Source organism: Arcobacter sp. AHV-9/2010, from assembly GCF_004116575.1.
Lineage (GTDB): Bacteria > Campylobacterota > Campylobacteria > Campylobacterales > Arcobacteraceae > Aliarcobacter > Aliarcobacter skirrowii.
Window position 1 is genome coordinate 416,733 of the sequence record NZ_PDKH01000001.1, and the last position, 22,184, is coordinate 438,916.

The window sequence follows — 22,184 nt, forward strand, 5'->3', positions numbered from 1 at the left end:
TTTGCTATTATATCCAACTTATAATAAGTTTATATTTCCAATACTTCATACATTTTCTAAAAATAAAAGGATTTTTTAATATATGAATAGTAATTTAAAGAAAAAAGCAGTTGTAATTTTAAGTGGAGGAATGGACTCAACACTTAGCTCTTACATAGCAAAAAATAGTAATTATGATTTAATAGCAGTTCATTTTAATTATGGACAAAGAACAGAAACTAGAGAGTTAAAAGCTTTTAGAGATATTTGTAAAGAGTTAAATGTTTTAAATAAATACGAAATAGATATTCCATTTTTTACACAAATTGGAGCTAGTGCTTTAACTGATAAAACAATAGATGTACCAGTAAATGGTGTTGAAAAAGGTATTATTCCAATTACTTATGTTCCATTTAGAAATGGTATTTTTTTAAGTATCGCAAGTGCAATTGCTGAAAAAGAAGAGGCAAGTGCCATGTATATTGGAGTTGTAGAAGAGGATAGTTCAGGTTATCCAGACTGTAGCGATAGTTTTATTCAAAAAATGCAAAATGCAATAAATGAAGGGACAAAGGAAGAGACTAAAATAGAGATTATAACTCCTCTTGTTCATTTAAGTAAAGCCAAAATTGTAGAAGAAGCAATAAAACTAAATGTTCCTTTAAATCTTACTTGGTCATGCTACAAAGAGGAGGAAAAAGCTTGTGGAGTTTGTGACTCTTGTAGGCTTCGATTAAATGGATTTAAAGAGGCAAATCAAAAAGATCCAATACCATACAAGGAGAGTTAAATGTGGGAAATCTCAAAAGAGTTTGACTTTTGTTATGGTCATAGAGTTTGGTCTCAAGCTTTAAATGTAGAATTTTCACTTGATAGCTGTTTAATGTGTAGGCATCTTCATGGGCACCAAGGAAAAGCAATTGTATATCTAAAGTCTGATAGTCTAAAAAGTGGAATGGTTACAGATTTTAAACACTTAAATTGGTTTAAAAAATTTTTAGATGATGTAATTGATCATAAATTTATAATAGATATAAATGATCCACTATTTAAAACTCTACTTCCAAATATAGATAAAAAAGATTTAATAAGTTTTAAAGATGGTTACAAAAGAGTAGATCTAACAAATTTTAAAAATGAGTTATTAGAGCTTTATGAAAGTTACATTATTGTTGATTTTGTTCCAACAAGTGAAAATATTTCAGCTTGGTTGTTAAAAATTGTTCAAGAAAAAATGGATAAATTAAATATAAAAGTTTCAAAAATAGAGTTTTTGGAAACTCCAAAGAGTAAAAGCACATTTTATGCTAGAGATTAATGAGATTTTTGGTCCAACTATTCAAGGAGAGGGAAAACTAATTGGCTCTCCTTCAATCTTTATTAGATTTGGAAAATGCAATTTTAAATGTGTTGGTTTTAATGTTTTGTATGAAACTCCAAGTGGAGTTAAAAAGTGTGCTTGTGACTCATACTATGCTGTTGATATGGAGTTTAAAGATAGTTGGAAAAGTTATGAAAATCATCTTGATATAGTAAATGTTACTGATAAACTTCTTGAAAATTATAGTTATAAAAATAGTGTTGATGTAGTAATTACAGGTGGTGAGCCACTTTTATATTGGAATAACACAGAGTTTCAAAATCTGATAAAATATTATATTAATAAGAATCAAAGAGTTACAATTGAGACAAATGGCTCTTTAAATATAGATTTCAAAGAGGATTATCAAAAAAAAATCATATTTTCAATGAGTGTAAAACTAAGCAACTCTTTAGAACCTCTAAAAAAAAGAGTTAATAAATCTACATTAACAAAAGTTTTAACAAATACAAAAGAGTCCTATTTGAAATTTGTTATTGGAGATGATTTTTTAGAAAAAGCAATAGATGAGATAGAAGATATTTTAAAAGATATTCCAAAGTGTGAAGTATATTTAATGCCACTTGGAGATAGTTCACAAGCTATTGATAAAAATTCAAAAGATGTTGTAAATCTTGCAATTAAATATGGATTTAAATATTCAGATAGATTACATATTAGATTGTGGGATAATAAAAGAGGAGTTTAATATAAACTAAATATTGTTATAATAATCGATTATGCAAAAAAATAAAAGGATAAAAATATGAAATTTAGTGGAAAAAATGTTTTAATAACAGGTGCAAGTAAAGGTATTGGTGCAGAAATTGCAAAAAATCTGGCAAGCTATGGTTTAAAAGTTTGGATAAATTATAGAAGTAAAATTGAAGAGGCTGAAGCTGTAAAAGAGGCTATTGAAAAAGCTGGTGGAACAGCAGCAATTATAAAAGCTGATGTAAGTATTGAAGATGAGTTTGTAAATGCTATAAAAACTATTATTGATAGCGATGGAGAATTATCTTATTTAGTAAACAATGCTGGAATTACAAAAGATAAATTAGCACTTAGAATGAGTGTTGAAGATTTTACATCTGTAATTGATGCAAATCTTACTTCAGCATTTATAGGGTGTAGAGAGTCTTTAAAAGTTATGGGTAAAAAAAGATTTGGAAGTGTTGTAAATATCTCTTCTATTGTAGCAGAGATGGGAAATCCTGGTCAAACAAACTATTCGGCTTCAAAAGGTGGATTAAATGCAATGACTAAATCATTTGCAAAAGAGGCAGCTAGTAGAAATATAAGATACAACGCTGTAACTCCAGGGTTTATTCAAACTGATATGACAAATTTATTAAAAGATGAAATAAAAGCAGAGTATGAAAAAAATATTCCTCTTTCAAGATTTGGACAACCAAGTGAAATTGCTGATGCTGTTGCATTTTTATTAAGTGACCACTCATCTTATATTACAGGTGAAATATTAAAAGTAAATGGTGGTTTATACGTTTAAAATATTTTATTTTAACTTTATTTTTCTGTTTTAAAAGTTTTTTTAAACTTTTTTGGTATAATTTTGGGACAATTTTAAAAAAGGAATAAAAAATGGCATTAATTGATGATGTAAAAGCAGTTGTTGTTGAGCAATTAGATTGTGATCCAGCAGAGGTTAAAGAGGATTCAAAATTCATTGAAGATTTAGGAGCAGATTCACTAGATGTAGTAGAACTTGTAATGGCTCTTGAAGAGAAATTCGATATCGAAATTCCAGATGAAGAAGCTGAGAAAATTTTAACTGTTGGTGATGCAATAGCATACATCGAAAACAACGCATAATTTTTGCGTTGTTAAGAAGATGAAGGAGAAATCTTTCATTTTTTTATTATTGAGTTTTTTAAACTTAAAAGATTGAATAATTTAAAATCAAAAAAATGGAGCATATTTTATGAAGAGAGTTGTAATTACAGGACTTGGTACTATAAATTCTACAGGACACAGTGTAAATGAGTCTTTTGAAGCTATAAAAAATGGTGTTTGTGGTATTGATACAATAACACTGTTTGATGCAAGTGATTTTACAGTACAAATTGCAGGAGAAGTTAAAAACTTTGACCCTGAAACTGTAATGGATAAAAAAGAGGTAAAAAAAGCTGATAGATTTATCCAACTAGGTATTAAAGCTGCTCTTGAAGCTATGATTGACAGTGGTTTTGTTACTAGTGAAAATAAAAAAGTTGATGAGTCTATAGCAAATAGATTTGGAATAATTTCAGGTTCTGGAATTGGTGGTTTAAGCACAATTCAAAAAAATTCTACAATTTGTGACACAAGAGGTTCAAGAAAAATATCTCCATTTTTTATACCATCTTCATTAGCAAATATGCTAAGTGGATTTATCTCTATTGAACACAATCTAAAAGGTCCATCTCTAGGGCATGTTACAGCTTGTGCTGCATCAACTCATGCACTTTGTGATGCTTATAAAACAATTGTACTAAATGGTGCTGATAGAATATTAGTTGTTGGAGCTGAGAGTGCCATTTGTGGTGCTGGAGTTGGTGGATTTGCAGCTATGAAAGCATTATCAACAAGAAATGATGATCCTAAAAAATCTTCAAGACCATTTGATATTGATAGAGATGGATTTGTAATGGGAGAGGGAGCTGGAGCATTAGTTGTTGAATCTCTTGATAGTGCACTACAAAGAGGTGCAAAAATATATTGTGAAATAATTGGATTTGGAGAGAGTGGTGATGCAAACCACATAACTTCACCTGTTATTGATGGTCCACTAAGAGCAATGCAAGCTGCATTTGAAATGGTAAAAGCAAATAGCGGAGAATATCCAAAAATAGACTATATTAACACTCATGGAACTTCAACTCCTGTTGGAGATAAAAATGAGACTGCCGCAATAAAAGAGCTATTTGGTGGAAAAGAGAAAAGTCCACTTGTATCTTCAATAAAAGGGCAAATTGGTCACTGCTTAGGTGCAGCTGGAGCAATCGAAGCAATTATGACAATAAAAGCATTAAATGAAGGGATTATTCCTCCAACAATAAATGTTGAGAATCAAGACCCTGAATGTGATTTAGATGTTGTACCAAATGTAGCTAGAAAAGTTGAGTTAACTACTGTTATGTCAAATAACTTTGGTTTTGGTGGAACAAATGCTTCTGTAATTTTTAAAAAGTTTACAAAGTAATATAAAAATTTAAAAAGTAGACACTTTTTTAAGGAAAAAATATTGGCAACATATCTAGAATTTGAAGAAAAAATTAGAAAAATCGAAGAGGAGATAGTAATCGCTAGAACAAAAGCTGATGAACCTGCTATTGAGATTTTAGAAAAAAAACTTGAAAAAGAGGTTGAAAAAACTTTTAAAAATTTAAATGACTATCAAAAACTTCAACTTGCGCGTCATCCTGATAGACCTTATGCACTTGATTATATAAATGGACTTTTAACAGATGCATATGAGGTTCATGGAGATAGACACTATGTTGATGATCATGCAATTGTTTGCTATTTTGGATTTATTGATAATCAAAGAGTTTTAATTATAGGTGAACAAAAAGGTAGAGGAACTAAAGAAAAGTTAAAAAGAAACTTTGGTATGCCAAGTCCTGAAGGGTATAGAAAAGCTTTAAGAGCTGCTTTAATGGCAGAGAAATTTCAAGTTCCAATTTTGATGTTAGTTGACACTCCAGGTGCATATCCAGGTCTTGGAGCTGAAGAGAGAAATCAAAGTGAAGCAATTGCTAAAAATCTTTTTGAATTTGCAAATTTAACTACTCCAACTGTTTCAGTTGTAATTGGAGAAGGTGGTAGTGGTGGAGCCTTAGCTATTTCTGTTGCTGATAAATTAGCTATGATGAGATACTCTGTTTATGCAGTTATCTCGCCTGAGGGTTGTAGTGCAATTTTATGGAATGATCCATCAAAGGTTGAAACAGCAGCTCAAGCTTTAAGAATTACTTCAGATAATTTAAAACAACAAAGCTTAATAGATGATGTTGTAAATGAGCCTTTAATTGGTGCTCATAGAAAAAAAGATGAGGCTATTATGGCTTTAAAAGAGTATTTTTTAAACTCAGTAGAAGAACTTAAAAAGCTATCACCAAAAGAGAGACAAGAGAGAAAATACCAAAAAATTATGAATCTTGGTTCATTTGAAGAGTAGATTTTATATCTACTCTTTTTTTACGCTTAAAATCTAAGCATTAATCCTGCATAAATACCTTTAAAATCTAAATCTGTTTTTAAATCTGAAAGTCTATCTACTTCAACTTTTTGTACTCTGTACCCTATTTCGATAGCTGGTTTAATTAAAGGTGATATATCAAATGTATAATCTATCTTAGCTTTTGCATCATAAGCTAAATTATCACTATATTTTATATATTTTGCATCTGCTTCAATTCCAATATTAGTTGTTGGAACTTCAACTCTAACTCTTGCATATCCCATTGGAAGTGGAATAGTTTTTGTTACATTACTTTTTGGTTGATTTGCAACACTATAATCTGCATCAATAATTTTTATATCAACACCTAAATCAATAGTTGTCCAAAAAGTATTATCCAAAATATTATAGTAAGGAATAATATCTAACTGCTTCATTGTAAGTTTTGATTCATTTCCACCACCAGAATATCCACTAAAATCTCCAGTTGCTAAACCAATACTTTCAACTTTTGAATACTCTACTTTTAAGTTTGGAACAACTGGTACAAAGTGTTTAAACAAAGCCCAAGCGTACATATTTGTCCTTGTTTTCTCTTTTGATAAGTCAACTCCAGACAAACCTGAACTATCTGCTTTTATATTACCACTTGATTTTGAAAACCAAGCACCTGCTCCAACTTCAGCTCTTAAAAAATCTGCATTTGCACTGCTTAATAGTAAAGCTGAGCTAATAACTGCTACTTTTAAAACTCTTTTCATCTTTTTTTCCTTGTATAAATTTATAAATCGTTTTTGTCTCTAACTAATCTTCCAACTTTTTCACCACCAATTATGTGAAAATGTAGGTGAGGAACCTCTTGTCCACCATCAATCCCAATATTTGTAATCATTCGATAACCACTTTTTGAAATATTTAAACTTTTTGTAACTTTTTTAATAAAAATAGTTAAATCACACATAATTTCTGCTGGTACATCTTCAAATGATTCATAGTGAGCTTTAGGAATAACTAAAACATGAACTTTTCTAGTAGGGTTTATATCATGAAAAGCTAAAAAATTATCATCTTCTAAAACAACACTGCTTGGTATCTCTTTATTAACAATTTTGCAAAAAATACACATATTCTCTCCTTAAAATAGACCTTAAGATTATAACCAAACTCTAATAAATTTTTAGATACAATCGCAAGCTTATAAGAAAATTATAGATTATTTGAATAGGAAAAAAATTGGAACTTTGGATAAAAAAAATTGAGTCTTCAAAAACTATTGAAGAGTTAGAATCTGTTAGAGTTGAGCTTTTAGGTAAAAAGGGTATTCTTACTTTGGAATTTGCAAAGATGAAAGATATTCCAAATGAAGAGAAAAAAAGTTTTGCCCAAAAACTAAATCTTCAAAAAGAGCAAGTAACAAATGCTTTAGATAGTAAAAAAGAGTCATTAGAGTTTGAACTTTTAAATAAAAAATTAGAACTTGAAAAAATAGATGTAACAAAATTTAACAACACTATTAGTTCAGGGGCTGTGCATCCTGTTGCTGAAACTATGAATAGAATTATAAACTACTTTTTAAACCTAAATTTTGCTGTTGAAGAGGGTCCTTTGGTTGAAGATGATTTTCATAACTTCCAAGCTTTAAATCTTCCAGAGTATCACCCAGCTAGGGACATGGCTGATACATTTTATAATAAAGATTATACGCTATTAAGAACTCATACTTCACCTGTTCAAATAAGAACAATGTTAAGTCAAAAAGCTCCAATTAGAATGATAGCTCCAGGAACTGTTTTTAGAAGAGATTTTGATATCACTCACACTCCAATGTTTCATCAAATAGAGGGATTGGTTGTAGATGATGCTGATAAAATTTCATTTGCAAATCTAAAACATGTTATGGTTGAATTTTTACAACATATGTTTGGAGAGGTTGAAGTTAGATTTAGACCTTCATACTTCCCATTTACAGAGCCTAGCGCTGAAGTTGATATATCTTGCGTATTTTGTAAAGGGAGTGGTTGCAGAGTTTGCTCGCAAACAGGTTGGCTTGAAGTTTTAGGTTGTGGAGTTGTAGATCAAAATGTTTTTGATGCTGTTAATTATAAAGATAAATCAGGATATGCATTTGGTTTAGGAATTGAGAGATTTGCTATGCTAATTCATAATATTGGCGATTTAAGATCACTATTTGAAAGCGATACAAGATTATTAGGACAATTTAAATGATAGTTACAAAAAAATGGTTAGAAGAGTTTGTTAATATCTCAAAAATTAGCACCAATGAGATATGTAAAACTTTAAATAGTATTGGTTTAGAGGTTGATAGCGTTGAAAAAAGAAGAGTTGCTTCTAAAGTTGTTGTTGGAAAAGTTATAAAAAAAGAGAAACATCCTGATGCAGACAAATTAAATATTTGTCAAGTTGATATAGGTTCAAAAGTTGAGCAAATAGTTTGTGGAGCTTCAAATGTAGATGAGAACCAATTTGTTGCTGTTGCAACAGTTGGTGCAGTTCTTGGTGATGATTTTAAAATAAAAGCAGCAAAACTAAGAGGTGTTGAATCAAATGGAATGATATGCTCTTCAACAGAACTTGCTCTTCCAAAATTAAATGATGGAATAATGGTTTTAGATAACTCAATTGGAGAGTTAGTTTTAGGAAAAGAGTTAAAAGATTATCCACTTTTAAATGATGATGTAATTGAAATTGGACTTACTCCAAACAGAGGTGATTGTCTAAGTATTCTTGGAGTTGCAAGAGAGCTTAGTGCTTATTATAATATTCCTCTTACTATTTTTGAAAAACAATCAAATTTTGAAGGTTTAAGTATAGGTCAAAAATTCTCTATAGATGTTTCTAAAATAGACTCTAATCTTATCTATAAAGGTATAGAGATAAAGACTCTTAAGTTAGATTTATTATCAAATTTAAGAGTTGCAACAATATCAAAATATAAAGAGAATTTTGAGATAAAAAATTCATTAGAGTATGCAAGTCACTCTATTGGTGTTATTTTAAATATATACAACAGTAAAGATGCAAAACTTAAAAATGATTTGTACTCATTTGAAATCAAAAAAAATAAAAATGGTTTTGATAGCTTATACACTAATGAAATTGAGCTTAGTACAATTGGTGTTGAACACAAAGAGATAAAAGATTGTGGTGGAGATTTTTTAATTGAAGCATCTTATCAAAATCCTGATTATATCTCTAAGCTTGTATTTGACAAAAAGATAAAAACAGGTGATGTTTTTTATAAAACATCAAGAGGAAGTAATCCAGATATTGAATTGGCAGTGGAGTATTATTGTGACTATTTAGCTAAATTTGGAGTTACAATTTATGCTGGTTCTAAAGAGTTTTTAGATGATTTTGAAAAAATAACAATTAGCACTAATATAAAAAAAATAAACTCTATAATTGGACAAGATATCGATAAATTAGAGATTGAGAGAGTTTTATCATCTTTAGGATTTGAAATTAAGGACTCAGTAGATAATCTTGTTTTAGTAAAAGTTCCTTTATATAGACACGATATTAAGAATATTGCAGATATTGCTGAAGAGGTTATTCGAATGATTGGTATTGATAATATTAAATCAAAACCTTTAGCAATTGATGAAGTTAATAGAGTAAATAAGACTTCAAGAGATATTTTAAAGAAAAATAAAATTAGATACAAAGCTATTGAAAATGGTTTCTTTGAAACTTTAACTTATGTATTTACATCTAAAGAGAGCTTGTTAAAATATGGTTTTAAAACTGTAAAAGATGAGTTAGAACTCATAAATCCAATTGTAAAAGAGCTAAATACTTATAGAACAACTCTTCTTTTAAATTTAGTAGAGGCTTGTTCAAATAATTTTAAAACGGGTGCTAGAAGTGCAAGTTTCTTTGAGATTGGAACTATTTTTGATGAGAATAGAGTTGAGAGTAAAAAAGTTGCATTTATATTTAGCGGAGCAGCTGAGCAAGAGTCTGTTTTAAATGCTGGTAAACCAAAAAATATTGACTTCTTTTCATTTTCTAAAAAAGTTTTAAATAGTGTTGGTGAGTTTGAGCTTGAGACTATGACAGATATTGATAATAAATTTATTCATCCATATCAAAGTGCAAATATAGTAATTGATAATAAAGTTGTTGGATTTATATCAAAACTTCATCCAAGTGTTGCAACGGATTATGATTTAAGTGATACTTTTTTTGCACAAATAGATTTTGATGCAATAAAAAATGAGATAATAAAGGTATCTTCATACTCAAAATTTCAAACTTCAAGAAAAGATTTAAGTATCATTGCACCAAAAAATATGGAATTTAAATTAATAAAAGATGTTATTAAATCTTTAGATAACAAACTTATTAAACAGTTTAATCTAATAGATATTTATAGTGATGAGAAGTTAGGAGAGTTTGAGAGTTTAACAATAAGATTTACTCTTCAAAGTGATGAAAAAACTCTTGAAGATGATGATATAAATGGTGTTATGAACTCAATTTTAGATGTTTTAAAAGAGAAATTAAATATTACTTTAAGATAAGGAATAAAAAAGTGAAAAATTTTTGTATCAATAGATTATCAAAGCCTTTTAATGTAGTTATAGACAATATAGCAAGTGATAAATCAATATCACACAGATGTGCGATGTTTTCACTTTTTTCAGATAAAACTTCATATGTAAAAAACTATCTTTTGGCTGAAGATACTCTACACACTTTAAAAATTGTAGAGCAACTTGGTGCAAAAATTGTTCAAAATGGAAGTAGCATCGAAATTACTCCTATAAAAAAACTAAGTGAACCTGAAGATGTTCTTGATTGTGGAAATTCAGGAACTGCTATGAGACTATTTTGTGGTTTATTAGCAAGTGTTGAGGGAAGTTTTGTTTTAAGTGGAGATAAATATTTAAGAAGCAGACCTATGAAAAGAGTTGCAGATCCATTAAGAAGCATTGGAGCAAATATTGATGGAAGAGAGAATGGAAATAAAGCACCTCTATTTATTAGAGGTGAAAAAAATCTTCAACCATTTACTTACTCTTCTCCAGTTGATTCAGCGCAAGTAAAATCAGCTATGATTTTAGCAGCTTTAAGAGCAACAAATGTTAGTAGATATAAAGAGAGTGAACTAACACGAGATCATACTGAGCGAATGTTAAAAGGTATGGGAGCTGAAATTTTTACTGATAGTGAAGGATTTATAAATATAAAACCTTTAACTACCTATTTAAAACCTTTGAATATAACAGTTCCAGCTGATCCATCAAGTGGATTTTTCTTTGCAGTTGCAGCAGCAATTAATAAAAATTCAAGAGTTGTAATAAAAAATGTATCTTTAAATCCAACAAGAATTGAGGCTTATGAAGTTTTAAAAAGAATGGGTGCAATAGTAAACTATATTGAAAAAGAGAATATTTATGAACCAATTGGAGATATTGAAGTAATTGGAAATGAGTTAAATGGTGTTGAAGTAAGCAAAAAGATATCTTGGCTTATAGATGAACTTCCAGCTCTTAGTATTGCAATGAGTTTAGCAAAAGGTAAATCTAGCGTAAAAAATGCTAAAGAGTTAAGAGTAAAAGAGAGTGATAGAATAAAAGCTGTAGTTGATAACCTAAAACTTTGTGGTGTAAATTATACCGAGTTTGAAGATGGTTATGAGATTGTTGGTGGAACACTTCAAACTGCAACAATTGACTCATTTGGAGATCATCGAATTGCTATGAGTTTTGCTATTGCTGGACTTGTTTGCGGAATGAATATAGAAGATGTAGAGTGTATAAATGCTTCATTCCCAAACTTTAAAGAGATTTTAGACTCTTTATATTAAGGATAAATTTTGAAAATAGAGTTAGCTAGTAGTTATGGTTTCTGTTTTGGCGTTAAAAGAGCTATAAATATTGCACAAAAATATACAAATAGTGCTACCATGGGTCCATTAATCCACAATGAAGATGAGATTAATAGATTAAAAAAAGATTTTAATGTGGGACTTTATTCTAAATTAAGTGATGTAAAACCTGAAGATACTGTAATAATTAGAACTCATGGAATTCCAAAAGATGAGTTAAAAGAGATTAAAAAAACTACAAAAAAAGTTATAAATGCAACTTGCCCATTTGTAACAACTCCACAAAATATTGTAAAAAATATGTCCAAAGAGGGCTACTCAATAGTTATTTTTGGAGATATAAATCATCCTGAAGTTAAAGGTGTTATGTCTTATGCAACAGATATTGAAGATGTTCATATAATTCTTTGCAAAGAGGATTTGAAAAATATAAAATTCAAAAAGAGTAAAATTGCTTGTGTTGCTCAAACTACAAAGAAAAAAGAGACTTATTTAGAAATAGTAAATGAACTTATTTTAAAAAATAAAGAGGTTAGAGTCTTTAATACAATTTGTGATGCAACTTTTGAAAATCAAGATGCTGCTAGAGATATTTCAATAAAAGCTGATGTTATGATTGTAATTGGTGGAAAAAGTTCATCAAATACAAAACAGCTTCACTCTATTTGTTTAGAAAATTGCAAAGATTCATATTTAATAGAAAATGAACAAGAGCTTGAGAAATTTTGGTTTAAAGATAAGAAATTTTGTGGAATAACGGCTGGAGCAAGCACTCCTGATTGGGTTATTCAAAAAGTTATCAATAAAATAGAGAGCTTTAAACTATAATTTAAGCCTTTTTTTTGTACAATCTTCCTATTTTAAAAAAAACTGGTAAACAAGAAGGTACAAAATGCGTATGGAAGATATAGATTTAGGTGAAGACTTTGATTTTGAGCAAATGCTTAATGAGTCTTTTGAACAAGCAGAGAATAACTCTGTAGTTGATGGTGTGATTGTTGAAATTACTGATGAGAGAGTTTTAGTTGATGTTGGTCAAAAAATAGAGGGACTTTTATCTTTAAATGAAATTACTGTAAATGGTGAATTAAAATATAAAGTTGGAGATACAATTCCTGTTATGCTTATGGGAAATAGAGGTGAAAGACCAAATATTTCACATAGAAAAGTAATTCAAAGAGAAAAATTTGACAACTTTATAAAAGCTCATGGTGAAAATTTTGAAGATGTAGTTATTGAAGGAAAAGTAACAGCTGTAAAACCTAAAGGTGGTTTTACAATTGAAGATGAAAATGGTTGTGAATACTTTATGCCAATGGCACAATCTTTTATGAAAAGTATTGGAGCAATCGGAAAAAGCGTAAAAGCTAAAGTTATTAAAGTAAATAAAAACCAAGGTTCAATAATAGTTTCAAGAAAAAAACTAATTGAAGAGAGCAAAAACTTAAAAGATGAAAAAGTTGCAAAAATTTTAGAAAATCAAGATCCAATTGATGGAGTTGTTAAAAAAATAACTTCTTATGGAATGTTTGTTGATTTAGGTGGAATTGATGGACTTGTAAACTACAATGAAATCTCTTATAAAGGTCCTGTTAATCCTGCAAACTACTACAATGAAGGTGATACAGTTTCTGTTGTAGTTCTATCTTATGATAAATCAAAACAACACTTAAGCCTTTCAATTAAAGCAGCTTTATCAAATCCATGGGAAGAGATTAAAGATAAATTAGAGGTTGGAGATACAATTACTGTTACAGTTTCTAACTTTGAATCTTATGGTGCATTTGTTGATTTAGGAAATGATATAGAGGGTCTTTTACATATCTCTGAACTTTCATGGAACAAAAACATTAAAAATCCAAAAGATATTTTAACTATTGGTGATGAGATTAATGTTGAAGTTATTGAGCTTGATATAGATAAAAAAAGATTAAGAGTAAGTTTAAAAAATCTTCAAGAAAAACCATTTAACAAATTTATTAAAACACACAAAGTTGGAGATGTTTTAAAAGGTAAAGTTTCAACTTTAACTGAATTTGGAGCATTTGTTACTTTAGGTGATGTTGATGGATTATTACACAATGAAGAAGCATCTTGGGAACCAAATAATAAATGTAAAAACCTATTCAAAAAAGGTGATGAAGTTGAAGTGAAAATTATCAAAATTGATAAAGAGAAAGAGAATATTTCACTTTCAATTAAAGAGATAGCTGAATCTCCTGCAAAAAAATTCCAAGATAACTATAAACTTGGTGATATTGTAAAAGGAAGCGTTAAAGATAAAAAAGATTTTGGAGTATTTATAAAACTTGAAAATAATCTTGACGGACTTATTAGAACAGAAGATTTTGGACCAGTTAATATTGAAGAGATTAAAATTGGTGATGAGCTTGAAGCAGTAGTAATAAATATTGATACAAAGAAAAATAGAGTAAGACTATCTATTAAAAGATTAGAGCAACAACAAGAAAGAGAGATGTTAAAATCTGTAAATGATGATATGTCTATGACTCTTGGTGATATTTTAAAAGATCAAATAAAATAATAGGAATTTTTTAATGAGTAAACATACAATTGTAGTTTGTGACCACATTCACGAAGCTGGATTAAATATTTTACAAAGCACTGAAGATGTTAATTATGTTTATGCAGCAGATGTTGATAAGGTTAAACTATTAGATATTATTAAAGATGCTGATGTTGCAATTACAAGATCTTCAACAGATGTTGATGAGAAGTTCTTAAATGCAGCAACAAACCTTAAAGCTATTATTAGAGCTGGTGTTGGTTATGATAATGTTGATATAGATGGTTGTAGCAAAAGAGGAATTATTGCTATGAATGTTCCAACTGCAAACACTATAGCTGCAGTTGAGCTTACAATGGCACATATGCTATCTTGTATGAGAAAGTTTCCATATGCTCATAACCAATTAAAAATTGATAGAGTTTGGAAAAGAGAAGATTGGTATGGAAATGAGCTTTATGGTAAAAAACTAGGTGTTATTGGTTTTGGAAATATTGGACATAGAGTTGCTCTTAGAGCAAAAGCATTTGAGATGGATGTAATTACTTATGACCCTTATATTCCAAGTACGAAAGCAACTGATTTAGGGATTAAATACACAACTAACTTTGATGATATTTTAGCTTGTGATATTATTACAATTCACACTCCAAAAAACAAAGAGACTATCGATATGATTAGTTTTGATGAGATTAAAAAGATGAAAGATGGAGTTGTATTAATCAACTGTGCTAGAGGTGGATTATATAATGAAGAAGCATTAGTAGAAAACCTAAAAAATGGAAAAATTGCAATGGCTGGAATTGATGTATTCAAAAAAGAGCCTGCAACTTCTCATCCACTATTAGATTTACCAAATGTTACAGTAACTGCTCACTTAGGTGCAAATACAAAAGAGAGTCAAAAAGAGATCTCTATTCAAAGTGCAAACAATGCAATAGAGAGTGCTAGAGGAATCTCATATCCAAATGCATTAAACCTTCCAATTGATGAGAGTAAAATACCTTCATTTGTAAAACCATATATTGAATTAACACAAAAAATGGCATTTTTATTAGCACAAATTAGTAAAAGTGAAATTAGAGCTATTGAAGTAAGTGCTGAGGGTGAACTATCTGAATTTGTTGACTCTTTACAAACTTTTGCAACTGTTGGAGTTTTAAGTGTTAGCTCTGGAAGTAGTGTAAACTATGTAAATGCTAACTTTATTGCAAAAGAGAAAGGTATTGATCTTTCAACTAAAGCTTTAACAAATAGTAGCGGATATAAAAATAAAGTTACTATTAAAATAACTACTTCAAAAGGTGTTAAAACTATATCTGGAACTGTATTTGGCGAAGAAGTTCAAAGAGTTGTTGAGCTTGATGGATTTAAAATCGATGTTGATCCAAAAGGTAAAATGATTATTATGAAAAACAAAGATATCCCAGGAGTTGTAGGAAAAGTTGGAAATATTCTAGGTGAAAATGGAATTAATATCTCTGACTTTAGACTTAGTCGTGGAAAAGAGGGAACTGCATTAGCAGTTATTTTAATAGATGAAAAAGCAAACTCAAAAGTAATAAGTGAGCTTGATAGCCTTGAAGCATCAATTGCTGTTGCTTATGCTGAAATATAAGGAGAGATTATGGCAATTGGTATGAGTGAATTAAAAAAAGGTTTAAAAATTGAAGTTGATGGAATTCCATACAAAATTGTAGAGTATCAACATGTTAAACCTGGTAAAGGTGCTGCATTTGTTAGAGCAAAAATAAAATCATTTTTAAATGGAAAAACTATTGAAAAAACTTTCCATGCGGGTGATAAGTGCGAAACTCCAAATCTTGTTCAAAAACAGATGCAATTTTTGTATGATGATGGCGAGTTACTTCAGTTTATGGATGTAAATACATATGAGCAAGAAGGACTTACTTATGATCAAGTAGGAGAGGCTAAAGATTGGATAATCGATGGAATGCAAGTAGATATGATGTATTTCAATGGTAAAGCAATTACAGTTGAACCTCCAATGGTAGTTGAACTTAAAATTATAGAGACTCCACCAAACTTTAAAGGTGACTCTCAAGGTGGTAGAAAACCTGCTACTTTAGAAAGTGGTGCTGTTGTACAAATACCTTTTCATATACTTGAAGGTGATGTAATCAAGGTTGACACTAGAACTGGTGAATACTTAGAAAAAGTTAAATAATAAAAAGCTAGAGAAATCTAGCTTTTTATAAAATTTAAATATATTAACTCTTCTTTTTTAAAAAAACAATCTTCTCATCACCTAAATAGTTTTCATGAAGTATCTCAAAATCAATATTTAAAGAGTTTATAGCATTTACTCCATCTCTTATCTTTGGACTTACAATTAAAACTACAAAATCTAATTTATCTTTTAAAATATCAAGTAAATTATAAACACCCTCAACCATAATAAACTTATAATCAAGTATTTTAAACAAATCATCACTAATTATTACTTTTCTATTTGGTACACTAAATAGTGGTATATTTTGATTAAAAGCTCTATTTTTACTATAAATAAATATATCTGGATTTTTACCTTTTACATATCTAGTGTCAAGTATAGGTTTATCAACTCTTACACTATTTCCACCAATTAAAAGTAAATCTATCTTATCTCTAAGCATATGAACATACAATTTAGCTCTTTGAGAGCTAACTGCTCCATCAATCATACCATTTAATGTTTGTGCCATTTTAAAGAAGATACAGCTTTTGTTTTGCCATGATTTAAAAGGAAGTAAAAGATTCTCACACTCTTTTTCTAAAACTTTTGTTGTAACTTTAATATTAGATTCTTCTAAAGTTTTAATTCCACCACTTGCAATTTTATTTGTATCAATTGAACCAATAATTACTCTTTTTGGTTTTAAAATAGATAAAAGTTTTGCACAAGATGGAGTTTTACCGTTATGATTACAAGGTTCTAAAGTAGTGTAAATATCGCAATCATTAAAAAAATTATTATGATTTTTTATTAAATATTCATGTATATCAGAGCTATTTTCTAATGTTTTTAATAAAGAGTTAGACTCTTTGCTAAGAAGTGCTGTTTTTAGAGCATTTACTTCCGCATGTGGCATTCCTGCTTCTTTGTGAGCTTCTATTACTAAAAGCTTTCCATCTTTTACAACAACACATCCAACAGCAGGATTTGGATATGTTAGAAGTTGATATTTCCAAGCCTCATCAATGGCTAATTTCATATAGAAATTATCATCAATTTTCATCTATATTACCATTCAAAATAAGTAGCTGCACTTAAAATATCACTATGAGCAATCTCTACTTCTAAATCCTCTGTTTTAATTATTATCTTGTTTTTATCAGCAAAAATCAACTCACCTTTAAAAACTTCTGTATCTATATTTTTTACTTTTACTTTTTCACCAACACTTGCAATAAAGTGTTCTATTTTTTTTAATTTTCTCTCAATTCCAGGAGAGCTAACTTCAAGATTATATTTTCCACCCATTGGCTCTTCTACATCTAAAAGCGGAGATATAACTCTTGAAATCTCTGCACATTTATCTAAATTTACACCATCTTTTGAAGTTACAATAACTCTAAATATATTTCTATCATGCTCTTTAGTTGTAACAATATCATATAAATCAAGTCCACTATTTTCAACTATTAGTTTTATTTGCTCTTCTAAATTCATTCTTGATTACTCTTTTTTGTTTTATTTATTTTTGCAAATAGATCTTCTATATTTTTTGAATTCTCTAAGCTTGTATCAACTTCGAATCTAAAATTTGGGCATTTATACCATCCAGTTGCACTTAGAATTTCACTTTTTAATCTACCATTTGCTTTAATTAAATTTTTGATTATCTCATCATTTTGCTCTTTGCTAAAATCACTTCCATCAAAATATACTATTGCATCATATTTACCCTTTTTACAATTAACTCCTGTAATTGCTAAAGAGTTTATAAGCTCATTACTTAAAGATGATAGAGCTTGAGGAATAAGCTCCATCAGTAGTGACTCTGTTCTTTGAAGATTTATACTTTTCATATTAGTTGTCTATAGAAACTTTCTCTTCAATTTGAATAAATGTCTCAATAAAATCTCCAACTTTTATATCATTAAATTTTTCAAACATAATTCCACACTCAAATCCATTTGCTACCTCTTTAACATCATCTTTAAATCGTTTTAATGATGATATTTTTCCAGTATATGTAACAACTCCATCTCTAATAATTCTAGCATGACCACCTCTGATTACTTTACCATCTGTTACCATACATCCAGCAACAGTTCCAATTTTTGGAACAACAAATGTATCTCTAACCTCTGCTTGTCCAGTATTTTCTTCTCTAATAACTGCACTCATCATTCCAGATAGTGCATCTTTTACATCATCAAGTAAATCATAAATAATTGAGTAAGTTTTAATATCAACACCATCAGTTTTTGCTTTTGCTTTAACTGCACCTGTAGGTCTTACATTAAATCCTAAAATTATACAACCTTCACTAGCACTTGCTAAAACAATATCAGATTCAGTAATTCCACCAACAGCAGAGTGAACAACTTTTACTTTAACTTCATCATTAGCAATTTTTTCTAAAGAGCCTTTAATAGCCTCTAAAGTTCCACCAACATCAGCTTTAATAATAACTGGAAGTTGTTTTATCTTACCTTCTGCAATTAACCCACTCATCTCTTCAAGTGAAACTTTTGTAGATTTTGATAACTCTTTTAATCTAGCATGTTCTGCTCTTGTCATTGCAATTTCTCTAACCTCTTTTTCACTATCCATTGCAACCATACTAGAACCTGTACCTGGAACATCATTAAGTCCTAAAACTGTTCCTGTTTCACTAAGTCCTAACTCTTTTACAAGCTCTCCCATATCATTTGTAATAGCCTTTACTCTACCAAATGTTGTGTCACAAACAATATTGTCTCCAACTCTTAAAGTACCATTTTGAACTATAACATTAGCAACTGGACCTCTACCTTTTTCTAAAGAGGATTCAATTACTGTAGCTTTTGCTTTTGCTGTTGGATCAGCTTTTAACTCTAAAAGTTCAGCTTGAATTAAAATATTCTCAAGCAAATCCTCAATTCCATCACCTGTTCTTGCAGATACTCCAATAAACTCAATATCTCCACCCCAATCAACAGGCGTTAGGCTTTTTTCAGCCATTTGTGCTTTTACCATATCTGGATTAGCACTCTCTTTATCCATTTTATTCATAGCAACAATTATTGGGCAACCACTAGCTTTTGCGTGTGATATAACCTCTTCTGTTTGTGCTTTAACTCCATCATCAGCTGCAACAACTATGATTATAATATCTGTAACATTTGCCCCTCTAGTTCTCATTGCACTAAATGCTTCGTGACCTGGAGTATCAACAAATGTAATTTTTTGACCATTTTTTGTAATTGTATAAGATGCTATATGTTGCGTAATTCCACCAGCTTCACCGCTAGCCACTTTTGAACTTCTAATTTTATCTAAAAGTGAAGTTTTACCATGATCAACATGCCCCATAATTGTAACAACAGGAGGTCTTGTTACAAAAGAGCTTGTATCAACTTCTAATTCATCATAACTCTCTTCATAATTTACATCTTCTAAAGCATCTTTTACAGTTACTTCAATTCCAAACTCTTCACCTAAGATTTCTAACTCATCTTGTTTTAAAAAGTCATTCTTTGTAACCATCATTCCAAGACTAAATAGAACTTTTATAACCTCAGCTGGAGATTTTCCACAAGCTTCAGCAAACTCATAAACTCTAATATCCTCAGGAATAGTAATTGATGTAATTTCAGCTTTCTCTTGAACTCTTACAACTCTTTTTTTTCTTTTTCCTCTTTTAAGCCCTGTTGGTGCATTTCCAAAAGCAGCTGGTTTTGAACTTCTTGAATGATTTGCACTATTAACTGGCTTTGGTTCATCAAAAATTTTGTAAGTATCAGATAAATCCATATCAAATAAAACAACCTCTTCTCCTAATAAAGAGTCATCACTACTTTTAAACTCTTTATCATCACTTAAAACTTCGATTTTTTTACCATGTTCTTGAGCTTTTATAGGAGTTTTTTTCTTCTCTTTTTTTACTTTTGAAGATACAATATCGGCTTTTTTACTATTTTGATTTTCAAAGTTTTTATTTCCACTATCATCACTAAATATCTCACTTAAAGATTTTTGAGATTTTTTTTGAATAATACTCTCTTTTTGTGGAGCTTTATTATCAATCTCAGTATCTCTTTTTTTCTTAATAATTACAAGACCTTTTCTTTTTGGGACAACTTTTACAGTAGATGCTTCAACTTCTTTATCATCAACAGGAATATCTAAATCTTTTTTTATAACTTTTTTTATTGTAGTCTCTTCTTTTATAGGCTCAATTTTTTCCTCTTTAGACTCTTCTACTTTATTTTCAATTTTTTTTGGTTTTTCTATAGGTTTTTTAATCTTAGAACTTTTTCCTGTAAGAATATATTGCATAATCTCTTCTGCATCTTCAAAAGATACAGCAGCCTGAGCTGTTTTTAACTCTATCCCTAACTCTTTTGCTTTTTGCATTACCTCAGCGCTTGTTGATCCAGCCTCTTCAGCAATTTCAAAAACTTTTACTTTATCTGACATCTAATAAAATCTCCTTAAGTTGTTTAACATGGTTTTCTTTATCTTTGCACTCTTTTTGGAGCACTTTTTCTAATCTTTTACTATCTTTTATACTAAGATCATCTTTTAGCTTTATTGTGCAAGGTTTACACAGATAAAAGCTTCTGCCAAATTTATTATAATATAGCAAACTACCGTTTTGATATACAAATCTCAAAAGCTCTTTTTGTTCTATTTTTGATCTACAAAAAATACAAGTTCTTAAGATTTTTTTCAAATTAGCCAAACATTATATCCAATTTTTCTTAAAATATGATTTTTTAAAGTTCAACTCTAACTCCAACATTATCAAAATCTACACTTAGAACTTTAAAATGAGGAAACTTCTCTCTTAAAACAGTAGTTAATTTATTGCTATCTTCATTTAAACAGATGCTTAACATTGTAGAGCCTGAACCTGAAAGTGTACTCATTAAAGCACCATTTAAAAGTGCTATTTTTTGAACTTCAAAAAGCTCTGGCATATGTTTCATTCTATATTTTTGATGAAACATATCTTGAGATGCATACTTTAACATATCCCAGTTTTCACTCATAAAAGAGGCTGTTAGAAGTGATGAGTGTGAAATATTAAAAATTGCATCCTCTTTTGAGTATTTATATGGAAGAGTCTTTCTTGATAATTGAGTTGAAATTGCTCTATTTGGTATTACAACAATAGCTTTTAAAGTTTTTGGCATAGATTTATTTATATATTTAACTTCATTCTCTTGAACACTTGCAACACAAAAGCCACCCATTACAGCTGGAGTTATATTATCTGGATGATTTTCATAAGCAAGTGCTAAATTCAATAATTTATCTTTTTCAAGTTTTATTCCCTCAATTGCATAAGCACTTGCAATTGCAGATACTATAACAGCTGATGAACTTCCTAAACCTCTTGATAGTGGAATTTCATTAAAAAATTCAAATCTAAAGTGTCTCTTTCTTGAAGTTAAATTGTTATAAAAATCATTAAAAATAGAGATAAACATGTTGTTATCTTTTAAAACAGGGTTATTAGCACCCTCACCTTTTAGTGAAACACTGTGAAATTTTGATGGTTTTATAATAACTTGATTTTTAAGATTTACTGCTAATCCTAAACAATCAAATCCTGGCCCTAAATTTGCACTAGTTGCTGGTACACTTACTCTCAAATATTCTCCTTTTAAACCGCTGGTAAATTATATATTGGAAGAGTATCTTTAGAAAACTCCAAAGTTTCTAAACCATTTGGTAATTTAAAATCCGAGATTTTACAACCTTTTTCTAAAAAATCTACTTTAAGACCATCTTTTGTATTTATAAAATATTTTTTTCCTAAAGCTTTTATTGGACTATTTTCATTAAATTTAAATCCATCAATTGCACAAAACTCTATGTTTTTTATCATTGTAATAGTTTTTAGAAATATATAAGCAATTTTAATTGACATAAAAGAACCAGGTGTATTTACATAAGATACTCTTTTTATATCAAACTCTTCAAATATCTCTTTAAATTTTATTGGAAGCAAATCAGATGTAAGACCATCTAATCTATATTCCTTAATCAATTTTTTATTTTCATATACTCCAACTAAAAGTGGATTTGATATAGTTATAACTAAAGCTTCTAACAAATCTA

General features: G+C 29.4%; 23 protein-coding genes. 14 read left to right on the forward strand and 9 right to left on the reverse strand.

Features of this window, described 5'->3' with window-relative positions; all coding sequences use genetic code 11:
* The first annotated feature begins 82 nt into the window (after positions 1 to 82).
* The 7 genes from queC to accA all read left to right on the forward strand — a co-directional run bounded on the left by queC (position 83) and on the right by accA (position 5,519).
* Complete coding sequence (gene queC / locus CRU94_RS02195; RefSeq protein WP_129105188.1) at positions 83 to 769, forward strand: 7-cyano-7-deazaguanine synthase QueC; 687 nt, start codon at positions 83 to 85, stop codon at positions 767 to 769.
* A complete protein-coding gene (locus CRU94_RS02200; RefSeq protein ID WP_129105189.1) occupies positions 770 to 1,297 on the forward strand; it encodes a 6-carboxytetrahydropterin synthase in 528 nt (175 codons plus the stop codon).
* Positions 1,284 to 2,048 (forward strand): 7-carboxy-7-deazaguanine synthase QueE, encoded by a 765-nt coding sequence (locus CRU94_RS02205; protein WP_129105190.1) that lies wholly within the window; start codon positions 1,284 to 1,286, stop codon positions 2,046 to 2,048. Before CRU94_RS02200 ends, CRU94_RS02205 begins: the two co-directional genes overlap by 14 nt.
* 57 nt (positions 2,049 to 2,105) lie before the next feature.
* Positions 2,106 to 2,849 carry a 3-oxoacyl-ACP reductase FabG gene (gene fabG, locus CRU94_RS02210; RefSeq protein ID WP_129105191.1) on the forward strand — a complete coding sequence of 248 codons (744 nt, stop codon included), beginning with the start codon at positions 2,106 to 2,108 and terminating at the stop codon, positions 2,847 to 2,849.
* Positions 2,850 to 2,941: 92 nt separating this feature from the next.
* Positions 2,942 to 3,172, forward strand: a complete 231-nt coding sequence (gene acpP / locus CRU94_RS02215) for an acyl carrier protein (protein ID WP_066162759.1) — start codon at positions 2,942 to 2,944, stop codon at positions 3,170 to 3,172.
* A 109-nt stretch (positions 3,173 to 3,281) separates the two neighbouring features.
* Positions 3,282 to 4,541 (forward strand): beta-ketoacyl-ACP synthase II, encoded by a 1,260-nt coding sequence (locus CRU94_RS02220; RefSeq protein ID WP_129105192.1) that lies wholly within the window; start codon positions 3,282 to 3,284, stop codon positions 4,539 to 4,541.
* A gap of 42 nt (positions 4,542 to 4,583) precedes the next feature.
* On the forward strand, positions 4,584 to 5,519 hold the full coding sequence (accA, locus tag CRU94_RS02225; protein ID WP_129105193.1) for an acetyl-CoA carboxylase carboxyl transferase subunit alpha: 936 nt from the start codon (positions 4,584 to 4,586) through the stop codon (positions 5,517 to 5,519).
* Positions 5,520 to 5,545: 26 nt separating this feature from the next.
* Here the strand turns inward: accA and CRU94_RS02230 are convergent, their stop codons facing one another.
* Entirely contained in the window at positions 5,546 to 6,283 is a 738-nt protein-coding gene (locus CRU94_RS02230; RefSeq protein WP_129105194.1) for a TIGR04219 family outer membrane beta-barrel protein, read from the reverse strand.
* A 20-nt stretch (positions 6,284 to 6,303) separates the two neighbouring features.
* A complete protein-coding gene (locus CRU94_RS02235) occupies positions 6,304 to 6,648 on the reverse strand; it encodes a histidine triad nucleotide-binding protein (RefSeq protein WP_129105195.1) in 345 nt (114 codons plus the stop codon).
* Positions 6,649 to 6,755: 107 nt separating this feature from the next.
* Between CRU94_RS02235 and pheS the strand changes: the two genes are divergently transcribed.
* From pheS to efp, 7 genes are all read left to right on the forward strand, one after another.
* A complete protein-coding gene (pheS, locus tag CRU94_RS02240) occupies positions 6,756 to 7,748 on the forward strand; it encodes a phenylalanine--tRNA ligase subunit alpha (RefSeq protein WP_129105196.1) in 993 nt (330 codons plus the stop codon).
* Entirely contained in the window at positions 7,745 to 10,066 is a 2,322-nt protein-coding gene (gene pheT, locus CRU94_RS02245) for a phenylalanine--tRNA ligase subunit beta (protein WP_129105197.1), read from the forward strand. The genes pheS and pheT overlap by 4 nt, the downstream gene beginning before the upstream one ends.
* A gap of 11 nt (positions 10,067 to 10,077) precedes the next feature.
* The gene (gene aroA, locus CRU94_RS02250) at positions 10,078 to 11,355 is read left to right on the forward strand and encodes a 3-phosphoshikimate 1-carboxyvinyltransferase (RefSeq protein ID WP_129105198.1); all 1,278 of its coding nucleotides are present in this window, start codon (positions 10,078 to 10,080) and stop codon (positions 11,353 to 11,355) included.
* Positions 11,356 to 11,364: 9 nt separating this feature from the next.
* Positions 11,365 to 12,204, forward strand: coding sequence for a 4-hydroxy-3-methylbut-2-enyl diphosphate reductase (locus CRU94_RS02255; RefSeq protein WP_129105199.1), 840 nt, complete (start codon positions 11,365 to 11,367; stop codon positions 12,202 to 12,204).
* Positions 12,205 to 12,268: 64 nt separating this feature from the next.
* Complete coding sequence (locus tag CRU94_RS02260) at positions 12,269 to 13,921, forward strand: 30S ribosomal protein S1 (protein WP_129105200.1); 1,653 nt, start codon at positions 12,269 to 12,271, stop codon at positions 13,919 to 13,921.
* Positions 13,922 to 13,934: 13 nt separating this feature from the next.
* Positions 13,935 to 15,521, forward strand: coding sequence for a phosphoglycerate dehydrogenase (gene serA / locus CRU94_RS02265; RefSeq protein ID WP_129105201.1), 1,587 nt, complete (start codon positions 13,935 to 13,937; stop codon positions 15,519 to 15,521).
* 9 nt (positions 15,522 to 15,530) lie between these two features.
* The gene (efp, locus tag CRU94_RS02270) at positions 15,531 to 16,091 is read left to right on the forward strand and encodes an elongation factor P (RefSeq protein ID WP_129105202.1); all 561 of its coding nucleotides are present in this window, start codon (positions 15,531 to 15,533) and stop codon (positions 16,089 to 16,091) included.
* Between the two features lie 43 nt (positions 16,092 to 16,134).
* On the opposite strand, the gene ribD is transcribed toward efp, so the two are convergent.
* The 7 genes from ribD to CRU94_RS02305 are packed head-to-tail and all read right to left on the reverse strand — an operon-like array spanning position 16,135 to position 22,179.
* Positions 16,135 to 17,142 carry a bifunctional diaminohydroxyphosphoribosylaminopyrimidine deaminase/5-amino-6-(5-phosphoribosylamino)uracil reductase RibD gene (gene ribD / locus CRU94_RS02275; RefSeq protein WP_129105203.1) on the reverse strand — a complete coding sequence of 336 codons (1,008 nt, stop codon included), beginning with the start codon at positions 17,140 to 17,142 and terminating at the stop codon, positions 16,135 to 16,137.
* 5 nt (positions 17,143 to 17,147) lie between these two features.
* Positions 17,148 to 17,576, reverse strand: a complete 429-nt coding sequence (gene rimP, locus CRU94_RS02280) for a ribosome maturation factor RimP (protein ID WP_129105204.1) — start codon at positions 17,574 to 17,576, stop codon at positions 17,148 to 17,150.
* Entirely contained in the window at positions 17,573 to 17,935 is a 363-nt protein-coding gene (gene rbfA, locus CRU94_RS02285) for a 30S ribosome-binding factor RbfA (protein WP_129105205.1), read from the reverse strand. The genes rimP and rbfA overlap by 4 nt, the downstream gene beginning before the upstream one ends.
* A 1-nt stretch (position 17,936) precedes the next feature.
* Entirely contained in the window at positions 17,937 to 20,534 is a 2,598-nt protein-coding gene (gene infB, locus CRU94_RS02290; protein WP_129105206.1) for a translation initiation factor IF-2, read from the reverse strand.
* The gene (locus tag CRU94_RS09795; RefSeq protein ID WP_129105207.1) at positions 20,524 to 20,799 is read right to left on the reverse strand and encodes a DUF448 domain-containing protein; all 276 of its coding nucleotides are present in this window, start codon (positions 20,797 to 20,799) and stop codon (positions 20,524 to 20,526) included. Before CRU94_RS09795 ends, infB begins: the two co-directional genes overlap by 11 nt.
* A 34-nt stretch (positions 20,800 to 20,833) precedes the next feature.
* Positions 20,834 to 21,715, reverse strand: a complete 882-nt coding sequence (thrB, locus tag CRU94_RS02300) for a homoserine kinase (protein WP_129105208.1) — start codon at positions 21,713 to 21,715, stop codon at positions 20,834 to 20,836.
* An 11-nt stretch (positions 21,716 to 21,726) separates the two neighbouring features.
* The gene (locus tag CRU94_RS02305; RefSeq protein WP_129105209.1) at positions 21,727 to 22,179 is read right to left on the reverse strand and encodes a hypothetical protein; all 453 of its coding nucleotides are present in this window, start codon (positions 22,177 to 22,179) and stop codon (positions 21,727 to 21,729) included.
* Between the last annotated feature and the right edge of the window lie 5 nt (positions 22,180 to 22,184).